General features: G+C 70.0%; 23 protein-coding genes. 12 read left to right on the top strand and 11 right to left on the bottom strand.

Annotation, left to right across the window (positions count from 1 at the left end; all coding sequences use genetic code 11):
* A complete protein-coding gene (locus QM619_RS14975) occupies positions 1 to 327 on the bottom strand; it encodes a DUF3099 domain-containing protein (protein ID WP_415110407.1) in 327 nt (108 codons plus the stop codon).
* A gap of 62 nt (positions 328 to 389) precedes the next feature.
* A complete protein-coding gene (locus tag QM619_RS14970; RefSeq protein ID WP_415110404.1) occupies positions 390 to 1,127 on the bottom strand; it encodes a GntR family transcriptional regulator in 738 nt (245 codons plus the stop codon).
* A gap of 80 nt (positions 1,128 to 1,207) precedes the next feature.
* Here QM619_RS14970 and QM619_RS14965 point away from each other — a divergent pair, with 80 nt between their 5' ends.
* Positions 1,208 to 1,768, top strand: coding sequence for a class II fructose-bisphosphate aldolase (locus QM619_RS14965; protein ID WP_415110401.1), 561 nt, complete (start codon positions 1,208 to 1,210; stop codon positions 1,766 to 1,768).
* Here the strand turns inward: QM619_RS14965 and QM619_RS14960 are convergent.
* A complete protein-coding gene (locus QM619_RS14960) occupies positions 1,765 to 2,343 on the bottom strand; it encodes a deoxyribose-phosphate aldolase (RefSeq protein ID WP_415110398.1) in 579 nt (192 codons plus the stop codon). The two genes, QM619_RS14965 and QM619_RS14960, sit on opposite strands and share 4 nt — an antisense overlap.
* A 143-nt stretch (positions 2,344 to 2,486) precedes the next feature.
* On the opposite strand from QM619_RS14960, the gene fabG reads away from it, so the two are divergent.
* From fabG to QM619_RS14935, 5 genes are all read left to right on the top strand, one after another.
* The gene (fabG, locus tag QM619_RS14955) at positions 2,487 to 3,212 is read left to right on the top strand and encodes a 3-oxoacyl-ACP reductase FabG (RefSeq protein WP_415110395.1); all 726 of its coding nucleotides are present in this window, start codon (positions 2,487 to 2,489) and stop codon (positions 3,210 to 3,212) included.
* Between the two features lie 30 nt (positions 3,213 to 3,242).
* Entirely contained in the window at positions 3,243 to 4,013 is a 771-nt protein-coding gene (gene fabI / locus QM619_RS14950) for an enoyl-ACP reductase FabI (protein WP_415110392.1), read from the top strand.
* Between the two features lie 67 nt (positions 4,014 to 4,080).
* Entirely contained in the window at positions 4,081 to 4,866 is a 786-nt protein-coding gene (locus QM619_RS14945) for an ABC transporter ATP-binding protein (protein WP_415110389.1), read from the top strand.
* 7 nt (positions 4,867 to 4,873) lie between these two features.
* Positions 4,874 to 5,326 carry an NfeD family protein gene (locus QM619_RS14940; protein ID WP_415110386.1) on the top strand — a complete coding sequence of 151 codons (453 nt, stop codon included), beginning with the start codon at positions 4,874 to 4,876 and terminating at the stop codon, positions 5,324 to 5,326.
* A gap of 2 nt (positions 5,327 to 5,328) precedes the next feature.
* Complete coding sequence (locus QM619_RS14935; RefSeq protein ID WP_415110383.1) at positions 5,329 to 6,495, top strand: SPFH domain-containing protein; 1,167 nt, start codon at positions 5,329 to 5,331, stop codon at positions 6,493 to 6,495.
* A 7-nt stretch (positions 6,496 to 6,502) separates the two neighbouring features.
* Here the strand turns inward: QM619_RS14935 and QM619_RS14930 are convergent, their stop codons facing one another.
* Entirely contained in the window at positions 6,503 to 7,462 is a 960-nt protein-coding gene (locus QM619_RS14930; RefSeq protein WP_415110380.1) for a bile acid:sodium symporter family protein, read from the bottom strand.
* Positions 7,463 to 7,518: 56 nt separating this feature from the next.
* Here QM619_RS14930 and QM619_RS14925 point away from each other — a divergent pair, with 56 nt between their 5' ends.
* From QM619_RS14925 to QM619_RS14910, 4 genes are all read left to right on the top strand, one after another.
* The gene (locus QM619_RS14925) at positions 7,519 to 8,316 is read left to right on the top strand and encodes a TrmH family RNA methyltransferase (RefSeq protein ID WP_415110377.1); all 798 of its coding nucleotides are present in this window, start codon (positions 7,519 to 7,521) and stop codon (positions 8,314 to 8,316) included.
* 77 nt (positions 8,317 to 8,393) lie between these two features.
* The gene (locus tag QM619_RS14920; protein WP_415110818.1) at positions 8,394 to 8,582 is read left to right on the top strand and encodes a type II toxin-antitoxin system VapB family antitoxin; all 189 of its coding nucleotides are present in this window, start codon (positions 8,394 to 8,396) and stop codon (positions 8,580 to 8,582) included.
* Complete coding sequence (locus QM619_RS14915; RefSeq protein ID WP_415110375.1) at positions 8,579 to 9,016, top strand: PIN domain-containing protein; 438 nt, start codon at positions 8,579 to 8,581, stop codon at positions 9,014 to 9,016. The genes QM619_RS14920 and QM619_RS14915 overlap by 4 nt, the downstream gene beginning before the upstream one ends.
* Positions 9,017 to 9,025: 9 nt before the next feature.
* Positions 9,026 to 10,414 (top strand): serine hydrolase domain-containing protein, encoded by a 1,389-nt coding sequence (locus QM619_RS14910; protein ID WP_415110372.1) that lies wholly within the window; start codon positions 9,026 to 9,028, stop codon positions 10,412 to 10,414.
* A 6-nt stretch (positions 10,415 to 10,420) separates the two neighbouring features.
* On the opposite strand, the gene QM619_RS14905 is transcribed toward QM619_RS14910, so the two are convergent.
* From QM619_RS14905 to def, 6 genes are all read right to left on the bottom strand, one after another.
* Positions 10,421 to 10,906 (bottom strand): YbjN domain-containing protein, encoded by a 486-nt coding sequence (locus QM619_RS14905; protein ID WP_415110369.1) that lies wholly within the window; start codon positions 10,904 to 10,906, stop codon positions 10,421 to 10,423.
* On the bottom strand, positions 10,903 to 12,087 hold the full coding sequence (locus QM619_RS14900; protein ID WP_415110366.1) for a glycosyltransferase 87 family protein: 1,185 nt from the start codon (positions 12,085 to 12,087) through the stop codon (positions 10,903 to 10,905). Before QM619_RS14900 ends, QM619_RS14905 begins: the two co-directional genes overlap by 4 nt.
* A gap of 76 nt (positions 12,088 to 12,163) precedes the next feature.
* Complete coding sequence (locus QM619_RS14895; protein ID WP_415110363.1) at positions 12,164 to 12,595, bottom strand: hypothetical protein; 432 nt, start codon at positions 12,593 to 12,595, stop codon at positions 12,164 to 12,166.
* Positions 12,592 to 13,248, bottom strand: a complete 657-nt coding sequence (locus tag QM619_RS14890; RefSeq protein ID WP_415110360.1) for a response regulator — start codon at positions 13,246 to 13,248, stop codon at positions 12,592 to 12,594. Before QM619_RS14890 ends, QM619_RS14895 begins: the two co-directional genes overlap by 4 nt.
* Positions 13,239 to 14,468, bottom strand: a complete 1,230-nt coding sequence (locus QM619_RS14885) for a histidine kinase (RefSeq protein ID WP_415110357.1) — start codon at positions 14,466 to 14,468, stop codon at positions 13,239 to 13,241. Before QM619_RS14885 ends, QM619_RS14890 begins: the two co-directional genes overlap by 10 nt.
* Before the next feature lie 11 nt (positions 14,469 to 14,479).
* A complete protein-coding gene (gene def, locus QM619_RS14880; RefSeq protein ID WP_415110354.1) occupies positions 14,480 to 15,070 on the bottom strand; it encodes a peptide deformylase in 591 nt (196 codons plus the stop codon).
* A gap of 80 nt (positions 15,071 to 15,150) precedes the next feature.
* Between def and QM619_RS14875 the strand changes: the two genes are divergently transcribed.
* Complete coding sequence (locus tag QM619_RS14875; RefSeq protein WP_415110351.1) at positions 15,151 to 16,065, top strand: tyrosine recombinase XerC; 915 nt, start codon at positions 15,151 to 15,153, stop codon at positions 16,063 to 16,065.
* An 11-nt stretch (positions 16,066 to 16,076) separates the two neighbouring features.
* On the opposite strand, the gene QM619_RS14870 is transcribed toward QM619_RS14875, so the two are convergent.
* Positions 16,077 to 17,003 (bottom strand): peptidoglycan DD-metalloendopeptidase family protein, encoded by a 927-nt coding sequence (locus tag QM619_RS14870; protein ID WP_415110348.1) that lies wholly within the window; start codon positions 17,001 to 17,003, stop codon positions 16,077 to 16,079.
* 281 nt (positions 17,004 to 17,284) lie between these two features.
* Between QM619_RS14870 and rpsB the strand changes: the two genes are divergently transcribed.
* Positions 17,285 to 18,202: a 30S ribosomal protein S2 gene (rpsB, locus tag QM619_RS14865; RefSeq protein WP_415110345.1), complete on the top strand. Its 918-nt coding sequence runs from the start codon at positions 17,285 to 17,287 to the stop codon at positions 18,200 to 18,202.
* Positions 18,203 to 18,227 lie beyond the last annotated feature (25 nt).

The following is an 18,227-nucleotide window of genomic DNA, read 5'->3' as shown; positions in this document are numbered from 1 at the left end:
TCAGTCGTCCTCCACCGATCCGGGCACCACGCCGCCCGCGGTCAGCTGTTTGCGGGTGGCTGGTTCGTCCTCGTCGGGGGCGTCCGGACCGCGGCGCAGGTCGACCGCATTGGCCAGGGCCACCGCGATCGGCGGAATCACTGCCGCGCCGATGAACAGCACCCAGTTCCACGGCGTCGGTGACATCACGCCGCCCAGGAAGCAGGCGACCCGGACGGCCATGGTCAGCAGATACCGCTTGTTGCGTGCGTCGGCGTCCAGCGATCGGGCCCGGCGCGCCTTGGTGATCAGAACCGGCCGGCCCTGCGCATGCGCACGGGTGTTCACTCGGCCACTCTAGTCCGGAAGGTGCGCCTGGCCACTGGTCGGCAGCGGGTGGACAGAGCGGTCTATGCCGGCGACGTGAGAGAGCTCGGGGCGCCGTATGCGCCCGTGTCCAGCACCCAGCGCGAGCCGACGTATGCCGATTGGGTGCTCTCCACGCGCCGGCCGGTGCTGTCGACGATCAGCCGGGACTCGACCAACAGGGCCGCGGGCGGATCGAGTTCCAGGAGGTCGGCTTCCTCATCGGTGGCCAGCCGGGCGGTGACGTGACCGGTGGCGCGGGCCGGCGTCCGGCCGAGATGAGCAAGTGCCGCGTGCAGCGACCCCTGCTCGAGGTCTTCCTCCAGAACGTCGGCGAAGTCGTTCGGAAGGCACGCGGTCTCCAGCGCGACCGGTGTGCCGTCGGCGAAGCGCAGGCGTTGAATGGTGAGCACCCACTCGGTCGCCGGGAGCCCGAGTTGCTGAGCGGCGAGTGGATTCGGGCCGAGCCCGGCATGGATCAAGCGCGATGTGGGCGTGAGGCCGCGGCGGCGCATCTCGTCGGTGAGCGGACGCAGCACCGAGTCCTGCCGATGCAGCGGCGCGGGCCGCACCCGGCTTCCGATGCGTCGATGCCTCTCGATCAGCCCCTTCTCGGCCAGGTTCTGAAACGCGCGGCGAGCCGTCATCCGGCTGGCGCCGAAGCGCTCGGCGACTGCCACCTCACTGGGCAGATTGCCTCCCGGCCCGAGGGTCTCGCACTGTTCGACCAGCCACTCCTCGATGACCTCGTACATCGGTCTGCTGGCGCTGGCGGTGGGCATGGAGACATGCTGCCACACCGCAAATTTGTATAGCTCAGGGACGCCTGTCCACATCCTTGTCGGTAGCTAGACGGCATGATATGTATATACGAAGTTGCCGGACGGTCCGCAACGCTCGCGGGTCGGCGTCCGGCACCGGCAGGCGAGCCAACGGGTACGGTCACGGCGTTGAGGCCGAACTGCGCGTCATGCCGGGTCGCGAGGACGGCGTGGACAGCTCCGAGGGCGTGGGTGCCACCTCGCTGTACACCGACCCCGACCAGGCCGCCGAGTTCGTGGCCGCCACCGGCGTGACGGCGCTGACCTGTTCATTCGGCACCGTGCATGGGTTGTCCAAGGCTGAGCCGAAGCTCAACTACGAGCTGATCTCGACCCTTCGCGGACGTGCCGGCGTCCCGATCGTGATGCACGGTGGCTTGGGATTGAGCTCGGCCGAATACCGCGAGTGCATCAACCGCGGCGTCCGGAAGATCAACTACTACACCTACGCCGACAAGGCCGCGCTCGAAGCGGTCAAGCAGGTCCTCGCCGACCAGCCCGACACCTACGTGTTCGCTCCGGTGACCGTCGAGATCCGACGCGCCGTGGAGAACAACATCGACGAGCTGGCTCGCTGCCTCTACGCAACAGAATCGGCCTAATAGCCAGTGGTGGCGACCGTCGCCGGGCCTTCGCCGAGGCCGAGGACGACCGGTGTCGCGCGGTAGCCGATGCCCACCCGGTCGATGCCGGCGTCGATCAATCGCAGGAAGTGCGCCCGGTCGCGAATGCCTCCGGAGCCCTTGACCTGGCATCGGCCGGCGGCGGCGTCCATCATCACCCGGACGATCCCATCAGATGCCCCGGTCTGCTCGTGCTGGGTCGTGCCGGTGTAGAAGCCGGTAGACGTCTTCACGAAGTCGGCGTCCGCGGCGACCGCCGCCTCGACGCCGGCGGCGAGCACGTTCCTGGCCTGGCCGATCCGCGAAGCCGTCATCGACAGGCCGAAGGGAAAGGCGACCACCACGCAGAGTCCGGTGTCGGTTCCCTTGCACAGAGGTGCGGCGATCTCGATCGCAGCCGGGTTGACGCAGACGGTTCGGCAGCCGTACCGCACACCATTGGCAACCTCGCGGGCGATCTCCTCGGCGCTGAACTCGGGCTTCAGTACGGAGTGGTCGATGTAGGCCGCGAGCTCGGTGGCGGACATCGCGGCGGCGGGCTTGTCGGGGAGCATGGGAGAACCCTCTGCAAGATTTGTATATACTTACGATGTCCGCAGCCGGTTCCGTTGCAACCTGAGGTGCACGAGCGGCACAGCCGGTGGGCGACAGCGGGTCGGAGCGGCGCCGTACGGACGCCTGCACTAGGTTGTCCACCGTGACGGATACGGAAGGTGTGGGCGGCCGGAGCGCCGTCGTCACCGGTGGGAACAAGGGCATCGGCGCGGCCATCGTCGCGGCGCTGCTGGAACAGGGACATCGGGTGGCCAGCTTTTCGCGAGGCGGGGACGCCCCCGAGGGCGCGTTGGGCATCGCCTGCGACGTGACGGACACCGCACAGGTGGACGCCGCGTTCAAGCAGGCCGAAGAGGCGCACGGACCGACCGAGATCCTGGTCGCCAACTCCGGCGTGACCAAGGACACCCTGGTGCTGCGGATGAGCGAGGCCGATTTCGACCTGGTGTTGGAGACCAACCTCAAGGGCGCGTTCCGGTGCGCCAAGCGGGCCAGCCGCTCGATGCTGCGCCGGCGCTGGGGACGGATCATCTTCACCGGCTCTGTGGTCGGCCTGTACGGTTCGCCCGGCCAGGTGAACTATTCGGCGTCCAAGGCCGCCTTGGTCGGCATGGCCCGTTCGCTGACCCGCGAGATCGGCGCTCGCGGCATCACCGCCAACGTGGTCGCGCCCGGCTTCATCGAGACCGACATGACCGCCACGCTGCCCGACGATGTGGTGGCCGGCTACCAGGCGTCCATCCCGGCTGGACGGCTCGGCGCCACCCGCGAGGTGGCCGCCACCGTGGCGTTCCTGGCCAGCGAGGGCGCCGGCTACATCTCCGGCGCGGTCATTCCGGTCGACGGCGGCCTCGGCATGGGGCACTGAGCATTCGGGCATTTAGGGAAAGGGAGCGGAGTGGGAATCCTGGAGGGCAAGAACATCCTGGTCGCGGGCGTGACCATGAACACGTCGATCGGCTACCGGGTGGCCGAGATCGCGCAGCGCGAGGGCGCCACCGTGCTGGTGTCGAACTTCGGCCGGGCGCTCAGCCTGACCCGGCGAATCATCAAGCGGCTCGATCCCGAGCCGGTGCTGCTCGAACTGGACGTCACCGACGACGAGCACCTGGCCGGCCTGGCCGACAACATCCGTGAGCATGTCGACCACCTCGACGGCCTCGTCCACTCCATCGCCTTCGCCAACCCGGCGACCGCGCTGGGCGGCAAATTCCTCACCACGCCGGCCGAGGACGTGAAGACCGCGATGCACGTCTCGGCGTACTCCCTTGCCAGCCTGACGATGGCCTGCAAGCCGCTGATGGGCAGCGGCGCGTCCGTGGTCGGGCTGACCTTCGACGCCCGGCAGTCCTGGCCGACCTATGACTGGATGGGCGTGGCCAAGTCGGCGCTGGAGAGCACCTCGCGCTACCTGGCCCGCTACCTGGGCCCCGAGGGCATCCGCTGCAACGTGGTCGCCGCCGGGCCGCTGTCGACGATCGCCAAGAACGCCATTCCGGGCGCCGAGACCTTCGACGACATCTGGGCGCAGCGCGCCCCGCTCGGCTGGGACCCGAAGAACCTCGACCCGACCGCCCGCGCCGTGGTCGCGCTGCTCTCGGACTGGTTCCCGGCCACCACCGGCGAGATGGTGCACGTGGACGGCGGGCTGCACTCCACCGGAGCCTGACCTCGCCCGGACGCCGGCCCGCGCGTCCCGGTTCGACTCCCGGCGTCCAGCCGGTAGGTTGGCTCGCATGGCGGCTGTTGCGGAACTGACGGGCGTGTCCATCGTGCGTGGCGAGGCCACGCTGCTGGACAAGGTCGACTGGCGAGTGGACGAGAGTGACCGCTGGGTGATCATCGGCCCCAACGGTGCCGGCAAGACCACCATTCTGCAGATTCTGGCCGCGCAACTGCACCCGTCGTCCGGGACCGCCGAGATCCTCGGCGAGACTCTCGGCCGGGTGGACGTCTTCGAACTGCGGCCCCGCATCGGGGTCGCCTCCGCCGCGCTGGCCGACCGGATCCCGCGCAGCGAGCGGGTCGCGGACGTCGTGGTGTCGGCCGCCTATGCGGTGATGGGACGCTGGCGGGAGAACTACGAGCAGGCCGACTTCGAGCGGGCCGTCGAGTTGATGGCGCAGCTCAAGGTCGGGCACCTTGCCTACCGCACCTTCGGCACGCTGAGCGAGGGGGAGCGCAAGCGGGTGCAGATCGCCCGCGCCCTGATGACCGACCCCGAACTGCTGCTGCTCGACGAGCCGGCCGCCGGTCTCGACCTGGCCGGTCGGGAAAGCCTGGTCGGCACGCTCAGCGAACTGTGCGGCGACGCTTTCGCCCCGGCCACCGTGCTGGTCACCCATCACGTAGAGGAGATCCCCACCGGAATCACCCACGCGCTGCTGTTGAAGAAGGGCACGGTGCTGGCCGCCGGGCCGATCGCTGAGGTGTTGACCGCCGACCGGCTCAGCGAGACCTTCGACTTCGCCCTCGAAGTCACCCACACGAACGGACGATGGAGCGCCCGCGCGCGGGCATGATAGACGCATGTGGGAGTGGTTGAGCGCCAACTGGTGGGCGGTGTGGTTGATCGCCGCTACTGTCCTGGCGTTGACCGAATCGCTTACGCTCGATTTCACCCTGCTGATGCTGGCTGCCGGCGCTCTGGCCGGCGCGTGTGTCGCGTTGTTCTTTCCGGGGATGCTGCTGGTTCAGGTGATCGTCGCGGTCCTGGTGGCGTTCGCGCTGCTCTTTCTGCTGCGGCCGACGTTGCTCGAGAAAGTGCGCACCGCGCCGGGCTACCGCTCGTCGTTGCAGCGCATGGTCGGTAGCACCGGACAGGCGATGACCGCGATCACCGGCAGCTCCGGCGAGGTCAAGGTGAACGGCGAGGTATGGCGGGCCCGCAGTTTTGGGGACGTCGAGATCGATGCGGGCGCCTCGATCGAGGTCTTCGAGGTCGACGGGATCACCGTCGTTGTCTATCCCAAGGAGTCCTGACCATGGAATGGATACTCCCGATCGTCATCGCCGTGCTGGCGGTGGCGCTGCTGACCCAGGCATTGAAAGTGGTCCGTCAGCAACAGGTGGGGATCGTCGAGCGGCTGGGCAAATTCCGCCGCACCCTCGACCCCGGTCCGCATCTGCTGGTGCCGCTGATCGACAACGTCCGCTACACGATGGACATGCGCGAGGCGGTCGTCCCGTTCCCGCCCCAGGGCGTGATCACCGAGGACAACCTGATGGTCAGCATCGACTCGGTGATCTACTTCCAGGTGGTCGACCCGGTCCGGGCCGCGTACGAGGCGCAGAACTACATTCAGGCCATCGAGCAGTTGACAATGACCACGTTGCGTAACATCATCGGCGGGCTCGACCTGGAGCAGACCCTGACCTCGCGCGAAGAGATCAACGCCAAGCTGCGGGCCGTCCTCGACGAGGCCACCGGCAAGTGGGGCATCAAGGTCAACCGGGTCGAGTTGCGCTCGATCGAGCCGCCGGCCACCATCCGGGACGCCATGGAGAAGGGCGCCCGGGCCGAGCGCGACAAGCGGGCTGCGATCCTGCTGGCCGAGGGCCAGCGGCAGTCGCAGATCCTGTCGGCGTCCGGTGACCGCGAGGCGTCCATCCTGCGGGCGCAGGGCGAGCGTGAGTCGGCGGTGCTGCGCGCGCAGGCCGACCGGCAGGCGCAGATGCTGCGGGCCGAGGGCGAGGCGCAGGCCATCACCACAGTGTTCGGTGCGATCCATGCCGGCAAGCCCGACCAGTCGCTGCTGGCCTACCAGTACCTGCAGATGCTGCCGAACCTGGCCAAGGGCGACGCCAACAAGGTGTGGGTGGTGCCGTCCGAGCTCAACGACGCGCTGAAGGGCCTGGGCCGGGCCGCCGGCAATCTGTTGTCCGGCGACTATGGCGAGGCCGACGGCGGCGAGTTCGAGGCGCCGGAGAAGATCGACGTGTTCGCCGAGATCGCCCAGCAGAAGATCGAGGCCGAGGGCGAGGCCGGACGCGCTGTCGAGCAGGCGATCGCCGAGGCGCAGCAGATGGAGAACAGCCGGGCCGCTCGGCGGGCCAGCATCAACACGCCCCAGGCCGAGTTGGGCGCCGGTGTGACAGCGGCCGAGGACGCCGCCCCGCAGCCTGAGCCGCAGGCGGAACCGGAGCAGTAGGCCGTAGTCAGTCCAGCTGTTTGGCGTACCGAGCGGCCAGCGACCCGCAGGCCATCAGCTGGGCCTGATGGAACAGCATCAGCGGCAACACCAGCAGGCCGATCGGCGAACCCGCGAACAGCACGTTCGCCATCGGCAGGCCGGTGGCCAGCGACTTCTTGGTGCCGCAGAACTGGATCGCGATGGCGTCGGAGCGGTTGAAGCCGAGCCGGCGCGCCAGCCAATAGCTGAAGCCCAGCATCACCGCGAGAATCACCAGGCAGACGCCGAGCAGGGCGAGCAGCGCGATCGGCTCGACCTGCTGCCACATGTGCTCGCGCATGCCGGCGGAGAACGCCGAATACACCACCAGCACGATCACACCGTTGTCGAACAGCTTGAGTCGGGGGTGCGCGGCGACCCAGTCGGCCGTCCAGCGTCGGGAGAGCTGCCCGAGCAGGAACGGCAGCAGCAGCTGGAGCACGATGTCGAGGATGGCGGACGGATCGAAGCTGACCGTGCCCGAGATGCTCATCAGCCCCCAGCACAGCAACGGGGTGAGGAACACGCCCAGCAGATTGGATGCCGAGGCGCTGACGATCGCGCCGGCCACGTTGCCCTTGGCCACCGAGGTGAAGTTGATCGAGCTCTGCACGGTGGACGGCACCAGCGTCAGGTACAGCACGCCGGCGTACAGCGCGGGGCTGAGCAGCCACGGCGACAGCACCTGCAATGACCAGCCGACCAGCGGAAACGCCAGGTATGTGAGCGACAGAATGGTCAGGTGCAGCCGCCAGTGCTTCAGGCCGGCGAGCGCCTGCTCGGGCTTGAGCCGGACGCCGTAGACGAAGAACAGCACGGCGACGGCGATCGTGGTCAGCCAGTCGACGACCTCAATGGCGGCACCCTGGGCGGGCAGCACGCTGGCCACCAGCGCGGCGCCGACGATGGCCAGCAGAAACCGGTCGATTCGCTTCAGCCAGCCCATGCCGAAACCCTAGTGGTGCCGAGGCGGCCCGCGACGCGATGCGCGAGACTGGGACGGTGCCCGATCCGATCGACATCGACGACCCGACCGATCCGCGGCTGGCCGACTATGTGGCGCTGCGGGACGCGTCCCTGCGCCGGCATCTGGAAAGCGAGCAGGGCCTGTTCATCGCCGAGGGCGAGAAGGTGATCCGGCGGGCGATCGAGGCCGGATACCGGCCGCGGTCGTTCATGCTGGCGCCGCGCTGGCTGGCGTCGTTGCAGGACGTGGTGCGCGACGCCCCGGTGTACCGGGTCAGCGAGCAGACCGCGGAGCGGGTGAGCGGATTCCACGTCCACCGCGGCGCGCTGGCGTCCCTGCACCGAGAGACCCGGCACACCATGGCCGGTCTGCTCGGGCTCCGCCGGCTGATGGTCTGCGAGGACATCGTCGACCACACCAACATGGGTGCCATCCTGCGCAACGCCGCCGGCCTGGGCTGGGACGGCGTGCTGCTCGCGCCGCGCTGCGCCGACCCGCTCTACCGGCGTTCGATCAAGACCTCGATGGGTGCGGTCTTCTCGCTGCCCTGGGCGCGGGTGGACGACTGGGGCAGCGCGGTGCCGACGCTGCAGGCGTCCGGGTTCACGGTGATCGCGCTGGCCCTGACCGACGGTGCGGTCGAACTGGACGCCGCGGCGTCCGCTCTCGGCTCGGACGACCGGGTCGCCGTGCTGCTCGGCACCGAGGGCGCCGGGCTGTCGGATCGCTGGATCGAGCAGGCGGACGTGGTGGTGACGATCCCGATGCGCGCGGGCGTCGACTCGCTCAACGTGGCGGCGGCCAGCGCCATCGCCGGCTATGTGCTGCGTTGACCGGGACGCCCCGGTCGGCACCGGGGCCGACGGCATCGGTATATGGTTCTTCATATAGATAGGGGTGCATCGTGGCAATGACGAGCGTTGACCTGGATCCGCAGCTGATCGAGCGCGCCAGGGTCCTGACTGGTGAGAAGTCGAACCGCGCCGTCCTCGATCTGGCATTGCGTCGCCTGATCGCGTCGAAGCAGAAAGGGGCGATGATCGACGGCATCGCTGCGCTGGCCGATCTGGAAGCTGAACTCGGCGCTCCAGTTCGATGACCGACTATCTGGTCGACAACGCGGTCTGGGCCAGGTTGGCTTCGGGCGATTCTGGGATCACCGCGCGGCTGCGGCAGATTGAGCGTGCGCCGGCGGATCTTTTCGTGACGTGCCCGCCGCAGGTCCTGGAGTTCTGTCACAGCGCCCGGACTCCCGCTGAGCATGCTCGTTATCGAGAGCAGATCTCTCTCGGGTTCCCGTTGGAGCGTGCCCCGGACGAGTCGCTGGTACTCGATATTCAGAGCGCGCTGTGGAACGCGGGACTCGTCCGCGCGGCGGGGTCGCTCGACATCCTTATCGCCGGCTACGCCATCGTGAACGATGCGACGGTCCTGGCGGCCGATCGTGACTTCGACCACATCGCGAGGGTCACGGATCTGCGGCACGAATACATCGCTCCTTCGCCGGTCAGAGACGAACGTGGCGACCGCTAGGTTGACCCCATGACGATGCCACGCAGCACACCCGCGGCGGAGGGGGTGGACGCGGGCGGGCTGCTCGCCTTGCTGGACGCCTTCGAGACCCCTGATCACGGGCTTCATTCGTTGATGGTGGCTCGGCATGGGCAGGTGATCGCCGAGGGCTGGTGGGCGCCGTACGCGCGCGACCGCGTCCACCTGGGGTATTCGCTGAGCAAGAGCTTCACCGCGACCGTGCTGGGCAATCTGGTCGGCCGCGGCCTGATCGACCTGGACGCCCCGGTGCTGTCCTACCTCACCGACCTGGCGTCCGTGTCGCCGAAGTGGCGGCGGGTCACCGTGCGGCATTGCATCACGATGACGGTCGGGCACACCCAGGACGCCTGGGAATGGCGGGGCGCCGAGCCGGAGCTGGCGTCCATCCTCGCCCGCGAGCCGGACGGCGAACCGGGGCAGGTGTGGGCCTACAACCAGGTGGCCACCTATCTGGTCGCCCAGGCCATCGCGGCAGTCACCGGCGAGCCGGTGACGACCCACGTCCGGCGGTTGCTGCTCGACCCGTTCGGCGGCGGGCCGGGTCGCGCCCAGCGCACCCCGCAGGGACGCGACCTGGGGTTCAGCGGCATGCACGTCACCACGCCGGCCATCCTGGCGTTGGCCCAGACCTGGCTGGACGGCGGTGTCTGGCAGGGGAGCCGGCTGGTTCCTGCCGAGTATGCCGAGGCGGCGCCGCGTCCGACGCCGGCGTCCCTGGCCAGCGACGGGACCGGCGATTGGGACTGCGGCTACGGCTTCTCGTTCTGGGGCGCGACGCACGGCTACCGCGGCGACGGCGCCTGCGGCCAGTACGCGATCGTGCTGCCCGAGCAGGACGTCGCGGTCGCGATCACCTCCGAGGTCGAGACTATGCAGGACGTCCTGGACTGGCTCTGGCAGCATCTGCTGCCCGCGATCGACGTCCGGACCGACCCGTCCGCCGACCAGCAACTTGCCCGGAGACTCCGCAGGCTGGAGCATCGCCCCTTGTCAGGGCCCGGACGCCGGCCGCGGGTTCGGGTGCTGCGGCACGAGGCGTCCCAGCTGCCGAGGAGCTATCGGGCGGTCACCCTGGCCACCACGCCCGGCGGCCATCACCTGCTGACCATTGACCACCCGGACGGCGACCTCGTCACCGTGGTCGGCGACGGGCAATGGCTGGAGTCGCGCTGGGCGACCCCGGCCGGTCCGGAGCTGCCGGTGGTGGCCAGCGGCGCCTGGCGGCGCGGCGTCTTCACCGCTCAACTACGACTGATCGAGACCCCGCACACGATCGTGGTGGACGTCGACCCGGCGGCCGGGACGGCGCGGCTCGACTGGCGGCTGGTGCCGCTCACCGGGCCCGACCCGTTGGCCACGGCGTCCTTCCCGATCTGACGCCGCTCACTCGCCGGCGTTGAACCACTCCTTGGATTCGGGGAACTGCTCGGTCAGGTACTCGTACAGCTGGCCGGAGGTGCCGACCATGCAGCGCACCTGCTGGCGCAGGAAGTCGTCGGTGACGCCGGTCTCGATGTCGATCACCAGATCGCCGAAGACGCCGAGGTGGTCCTCGCCGCGCACCACGCTGGCCTTCGGCCAGAAGTGATCGCGATTCCAGCTGTTGACCGCCTCAAGGACGAAGTCGTAGGCGGCGACCGGCGGGCGGATGTCCCACATCGATCGCATCGCCATCAGGTCGTTGTTGTTGCCCTCGACCAGGAACCACAGCCGCATGGCCTCCCAGTCGGCGTATCGGTCGCCGTCGTCGTCCAGCGCGAACTGGATCTCCAGGCTGGTCAGCACGGCGTCCCAGCGCTCCCGGTTGAACGGCTGCGGACCCTGCGGCGGGTCGGGTGGCTGGGTGGGGCCCCAGTTGAACATCGTCATCTGCTGGATCCTTTCAGTTCGCCCGCCACGCTACTAGCTGAAGCGTCCCGCCGCCGGATCGCCCGGTTCGATGCTGGACGCGCGGCGAGCATCCCCAGGGTGACCAGCGTCAGCAGCGTCCAGTTGTCCTGGGTCAGCTTGCCGACCAGGTCGTGGCCGTATTCGACGGTCCCGCCGGCCGGGTACCACCAGGTCAGCCGGCCGACCAGCAGCACGCCCCAGGCGTAGCCGAGCCCGCGCAGTCCGTTCACGACACACCACAGCACCAGCGGCAACAGCCAGATCCAGTGGTGGATCCACGAGATCGGCGAGATCAGCAGGCCGGCCAGACCGGTCACCACGAGGGCGAGGACGTCGTCGGACGTCCGGCGCAGCACCACGATCGTCGCCAGCAGCACGGCGATCGACAACGCGGCGGTGAGAACCGGGACGCCGTCCGGGGCGGTCGCCCGCGCCACCGCCCCGGTCAGCGACTGGTTGGTGGCGTAGCCGATGCCGATCCGGCTGGGGGCGGCCAGGACGAGGTGGGTCCAGTAGCCGGTCGAGGCGGCCGGGGCCAGCAGCCAGCCTGCGGCCACCGTGCCGGCGAATCCGCCGAGCGTCTGAGCGGCGCCGCGTAGGTCGCGGCGCAGCAGCAGCGGCAGCAGGAACACCAGCGGGGTCAGTTTGAGCCCGGCGGCCACCCCGATCAGCCAGCGCCGGCGTCCCAGGAATCCCTCGGTGACAAGCCAGGTCAGCACGATGTTGAGCTGGCCATAGCCGAGGGTGGACGCCACCGGCTCGGTGACCACCGCCAGCGCCAGGCAGGCCGGGGTCAGATCGGGACGCCTGGGTAGCAGCCGTCCGAGCACCAGGTGCAGGGTGCGGACCAGGGCAGCCAGCGAGATGAGTGCGACGATCACCGCGGCCGCCGGGAACGGCACCGCGAGCAGCGGCAGGTACCCGACGGCGGCGAACGGCGGATACAGCCAGGGCAGCTGGCCGGCCGGCGTCAGGTTCGGGTCGCGTCCGGCGGCCAACTCGGACGCCGCCCACAGGTAGACGCCGAGATCGATCGATCCGGCACCCAGCGCCACGGCGCAGGCACCGAACGCGGACCAGGCGACCAGAGCGCCGACGGCGCTGCGGGGAAGCGGCCGGCGGGGAAGGGGAGGAAGGGAACAGTGCAGCAAGGACCACATGGGCCGAAGCGTGTCGTCGGCGCGACGCCCGGTGCGTCGGGGGCAGCCACCGGAGGGGGGTAGGGCTAACCCCCGGTCAGGACGCCTGGCGGACCTCGACCGGCACGCGCGGATCCGTTCCGGCGATCGTCGCGCCGGGGCGCTGGACGATCACCACCCGAGTTGTCGCGGGGGCGCGCACGGTCAGCCAGATCGTGCATCGGCTGAGTGGGGTCGGGGTGTGGCAGCGGGCGGTCAGCCGGCCCGACTCGGTGGCGGTGACCTCGGCCCGGCCCAGCACCGAGTCGGTCTGCCAGCGGGCGTCGGCGACGCCCTTCTTTCCGCCGATGCGCTCGACGCCGACCTGGACGCCGGCCGCGGCGTCCACCTCGATCGCGGTCACCGCCGCGGACCAATCGGCGCTGTCGTCCTGGTATTCGGTGAACAGCACGGGAAACGAGAAGGCGCCCGCCGCCAGCACGACGAGCGTCGCCAGCACCGCGGCCGCCTGCACCGCTCGGCGCCTCACCGGCGGTCACCGCTCAGATAGGCCAGCACGGCCTGCACCCGACGGTGCCCGCCTTCGGCGCCGGACAGGTCGAGCTTGGCGAAGATGCTTGTCACATGCTTCTCCACGGCTCCCTCGCCGACCACCAGCTGGGCCGCGATGCCGGCGTTCGAGCGGCCCTGGGCCATCCCGGCCAGCACGTCGCGTTCCCGCGGAGTGAGCCGGGACAGCGCCCCGGCGTGCCGGCTGCGCGCCACCAGCTGGCTGACCACGTCGGGGTCGAGGGCGGTGCCGCCGGACGCCACCCGGGCCAGGGCGTCGGAGAACTCGGCCAGGTCGGCCACCTTGTCCTTCAGCAGATAGCCCAGCCCGCGGGCTCCGGCGGCGAGCAGCTCGGAGGCATAGCGTTCCTCCACGTACTGACTGAGGATCAACACCCCCAACTCCGGACGCCGGCGGCGCAGCAGCAGGGCGGCCCGGAGGCCCTCGTCGGTGAAGGTCGGCGGCATCCGGACGTCGACGATGACGGCGTCCAGGCCGGCGGTGGCGTCGACGGCCCGCAGTAGCTGTTCGGCGTCCTCGACGGCACTGACCACCTCGACGCCCCGCTCGGCGAGCGCGCCGGTCAGCACCTCCCGGAGCAGGCCGGAGTCCTCCGCGAGCACTACCCGCATGGCACCTCCACGGTGACGACGGTGGGCCCGCCCGGTGGACTGGACAGGAACAGCCGACCGTCGACGCCGCTGAGCCGGTCGGCGATGCCGCTCAGCCCCGAGCCGCCGGCGACGTCCGCGCCACCCGGACCGGTGTCGGTGACGGTCGCCCGGATCAGGGCCTTGTCGCGGACCAGTTCGATGGTTGCCGGCGCCCCCGCGGCATGCTTGGCGACGTTGGTGAGCAGTTCGGCGGCGGCGAAGTAGAGCATCGCCTCGATCGCCGGCTCCGGACGCCGGTCGATCCGGGCCTCGATGGTGACCGGCATCGGCAGCCGGGCGGCGACCGCGGACAGGGCGGCGTCCAGGCCGCGGGATTCCAGGATCGGCGGCCGCAGTCCACGGGTCAGGGTGCGCAGTTCGTCGATGGTGCCGCTGGTCTCCGCCCGCGCCCGGCGGACCAGGGCCAGCGCGCCGGCGTCCGTATCGTCGGTCAGCCGGGACTCGGCCTGGCCGAGCAGGATGGACAGGGCGATCAGCCGCTGCTGGGCACCGTCGTGCAGGTCGCGTTCCAGCCGGGTCCGTTCGGCGTCCGCGGCTGTGACGGTGCGCGCACGGGCTTCGACCAGCTCGCCCACCCGGCGGGCCAGCGCCGCCGACTCCGGGCTGCCCAGCAGCGCCTGGGTGACCCAGCCGTCCAGCCAGGCCAGCCCGCGGATCACCGCTGGCGCGATCAGGGTGAGCACGATCACCATCGTGACCGGATTGGCCATCAGCGCCCACCACGTGCTCAGGTAGAGCAGCGCCATCGGCTGGTACGACAGGGTCACCGCGGCCAGCAGCGCGACGAGTTGCAGCGTCGGCAGGACGACTGCGAGGCCGAGCCCGACCAGTTCCAGCGCTGCCAGCGCGAGGCGGACGACCGCGTAGCCGGATGCCCGCCGAAGGCCCGGATCGCGCAGCACCGCACGGGCCCGCTCGATGGCCGGCCGGTTCCGCGGCGGCAGCGGCAGAGTGAGGGCCGGGACGCGGTCGTGCAGCACCGCGAAACGTTCCCGCTCGAAGCCGATCAGGCCGGCGAACAACCGGACCAGAAGCAGGAACGGCGGGGCCGCGAACACCGTGAACGGGATGGCCGCCGCTGCCGCCGCGAGCACCGCCACCAGGATTGGAGCGAGCACGATGCCCAGCGCCAGATGGCCCAGCTGTCGCCATGGAAACGGGCGGAGCAGGCGGTGCACGGGCGCTGCGCTCAGTCCTCCGACGCGGAGCTGCGGCGCGGCGTCACCGGCCAGTCGTCGGGGTACAGATGGGCGAGTTCGGTGTGCTGCTTGGTCAACAGCCGACGGGCCCGAGTGGAGAGCCGGTCAGCGAACACCATGCCGTTGAGGTGGTCGGTCTCGTGCTGCAGGCAGCGGGCCAGTAGTCCGGTGCCTTCGACGCGGACCGGGTTGCCGTCGGCGTCCTGGCCGGTGCAGACCGCGACGTCGGGACGAGCCAGTATCTGGTAGCTGCCGGGGTAGGACAGGCAGCCCTCCTCGGTGGAATCCAGGTTCCGGTCGCGCCGGTTGGGCAGAGTGACGACCGGGTTGCAGACCACTCCGCGGTGGACCGTCTCGTCGGCGTCCGGGCATTCGAAGACGAACACGGCCAGATCGAGGCCGACCTGGGTGGCGGCCAAACCGACGCCCTGGGCGGCGCGCATGGTGGCGAACATGTCACGGACCAGTTCGCGCAGTTCGTCGTCGAATTTCTCCACGGGACGGGTCTGGTTGTGCATCACGGGGGTGCCCCAGCGGGTGATCGGCAGCACCTTGCCGCCGGTGGTCAGGTCGTCGCCCATAGCCACCTTTCTCTCGGCCGCCACCGTACTAGAAGGAGAGGGGGCCGCCGTTCCATACGCGCGGGTCGTAGGCTCGGGTCATGTCCGCGGACCTGGTGGAGGAGTGGACGCGGCACCTGCGCGTCGAACGCAATATGTCGCCCCACACGGTGCGCGCCTACGCCGGGGATTTGGCGCATCTGGTCGACTACCTCGACCGCACCGGGTCGGGAGAGCTGACCGTGACAGATCTGCGCACCCTGCGCCGCTGGCTGGCCGGCATGTATGCCGTCGGCGCCGAACGGGCCACCATGCAACGCCGGGCGGCGGCCGCGCGGGTCTTCTTCGCCTGGGCGCATGCCACCGGACGCCTCCCCGCCGACCCGGCCGCCGGGCTGCGATCGCCACGGGTCGACCGGCGGCTGCCGCCCACTCTGGACGCCGGTCGGGCCCGGCAGATGCTGGAAACGCTGGCCGACCGGGCCAGCGCCGAGGACGACCCGGTGGCACGGGCGCGCGCTCTGCGCGATGTCGCGGTGGTCGAGGTGCTGTACGCCAGCGGCATCCGGGTGGCCGAACTGTGCGGGTTGGACGCCGCCTCGGTGGACGCCGAACGTCAGGTGCTGCGGGTGCGCGGCAAGGGCGACAAGGAACGCACCGTGCCGATCGGCGATCCGGCCGCCCGCGCCCTGGTGTTGTGGCGGCAGGTGCGCGAGTTGATCGCCGGCCCGCAGGCCGGGTCGGCGCTGTTCGTCGGCGACCGTGGTGGCCGGATCGATCCGCGGGTGGTCCGTCGACTGGTCCATCGGGCATTGGCGCGGGTGCCGGACGCCCCCGATCTCGGACCGCATGGGCTTCGGCACGCGATGGCCACCCATCTGCTGGAGGGCGGCGCAGACCTGCGTAGCGTGCAGGAGATGCTCGGCCACGCCTCGCTGGCCACCACCCAGATCTACACCCACGTGACTGCCGAACGGCTGCGCGCCGCCTACGCACAGGCGCATCCGCGGGCCTGACGGGTCGCTCATCATAAATACCGGGCCGGGTCGACGAGGCGTCCGTTGAGCTTGGTGGTCAGGTGCAGATGGCACGCGGTCGACCAGCCGGTGCTGCCCACGAAGCCCACCACCTGGCCGCGCTTCACCTTCTGCCCTCTGCGCACCCGATAGCGCTTCTGCGCATGCAGGTAGTGGGTGGTCAGGCCGCCGGCATGCGCGATGATCAGCCGGTGGCCGCCGGAGGAATCGTAGGAGACCGACTGCACCACGCCGTCCGCCGCGGCCCGGATCGGGGTGCCGCAGGAGGCCCGCAGATCGACCCCGGCGTGCAGCCGCCATTCGTGGAAGATCGGGTGGAAGCGGCGTCCGAACGGCGAGCTGATCCGGCCTCCGACCGGGTTCAGCAACACCCCCGACCCGGATGCCTCGGCGGCTCCGGCGGCGAGTGCCGCCGCCCGCTCGGCGGCGAGCTTGCGCGCCTGGGCGACCGCGGACGCCGGCAACAGCCGCACCTGGACGGCGCCGAGCGGATCGAGATAGTCGTCGCCGCGCTTCAACCCGAAGTGCAGGCAGCCGCCGTCGCAATGCCCGGCTTCGACCGTGCCGATGGGGTCTCCGGCCGCCACCTGATCGCCGACCCGGACGCTGGCCCGGACCGGCTCGTAGGTGGTCCGGAGTTCGCCGTGCACGATCGTCACCACCCCGCGTCCGGCGATCACCTGGGCGACGCTGACCCGTCCGGACGCCGCGGCCCGCACCACCGTGCCGACCGGTGCCGCCAGGTCGACGCCCCGATGACCGGGCAGCCAGTCGTTCGCCGGCGGATCGTAGCCGCGCACCACCGGGCCGGGAACCGGGCGCACCGAGCCGAACGCCCGGCTCTCGGGCGCGCCGGCGAGCAGCAGCAGCCAGGCCACCATCAGCACCGACCCCAGTCGGACGACCGTGCGCGACATGCGAACCACCTCCACCCTCATTACGGACTGGTCGGGGCGAAAGTGTTCAAAATCGTGGATTTAGACAACCCCAACGGGCCGTCGTAGAATCGGCGCAGCGGCTCGGCAGATCCGGGTCGACTTCGCATGCACCTCGAACCGTCGCACTCGACGGGTTGCCTCCGCGGTCCCTGCAAGGGGTGGAACGGCAACGGTCGCATCAGGCGGGCCGAAAGTTTCGGTCCGGACAACCCATAGCGGGTCCTCGCTCCGCCGCGCGACCCGCGCAGAAAGGAACGGCCATGGCCGTCGTCACCACGCGTCAACTGCTCGAGAGCGGTGTCCACTTCGGGCACCAGACCCGCCGCTGGAACCCGAAGATGAAGAAGTTCATCTTCGCCGAGCGCAACGGCATCTACATCATCGACCTGCAGCAGTCGCTGAGCTACATCGACCAGGCGTACGCCTTCGTCCGCGACACCGTCGCCCGCGGCGGGCAGATCCTGTTCGTCGGCACCAAGAAGCAGGCCCAGGAGGCCATCGCCGAGCAGGCCACCCGTGTGGGCATGCCGTATGTCAACCAGCGCTGGCTGGGCGGCATGTTGACCAACTTCGCCACCATCAGCAAGCGGATCGGCAAGATGAAGGAGCTCGAAGGCATCAACTTCGACGACGTCGCCGCGTCCGGGCTGACCAAGAAGGAGCTGCTGCAGCAGCGCCGCAAGAAGGACAAGCTGGCCAAGACCCTGTCCGGCATCCGCGACATGGGCAAGCTGCCGCAGGCCGTCTGGGTGGTCGACACCAAGAAGGAGCACCTGGCGATCGACGAGGCCCGCAAGCTGCGGATCCCGATCGTCGGCATCCTCGACACCAACTGCGACCCCGACGAGGTCGACTACGCCATTCCGGGCAACGACGACGCGATCCGTTCCGTCGCCCTGCTGACCCGGGTGGTCGCGGACGCCGTCGCCGAGGGCCTGCTGGTCCGTAGCCGGGGCGCTGCCGCCACCGGTGAAGAGGCCGAGCCGATGGCCGACTGGGAGCGCGAGCTGCTGGGCGCCACCGACGAGGCTCCGGCCGCCGAGGCCCAGGCCGTCGAGGGCGCCGTGACCGGTGAGGCCGAGCAGTCCGGCGAAGCCGAGCAGTCGGACGACGCCGCGCACGACGTCCAGGCCGCCGGCGAGACCGTCGAGGCCGAAGCCGCCAGCGAGACCAACTGACCCATCGCACGAACAGGACGAGAGA

This window comes from Micropruina sp. (assembly GCF_047606665.1).
Lineage (GTDB): Bacteria > Actinomycetota > Actinomycetes > Propionibacteriales > Propionibacteriaceae > Micropruina.
The sequence above is the reverse complement of the archived record's forward strand: the minus strand, read 5'-3'. Positions and strand labels throughout refer to the sequence as shown.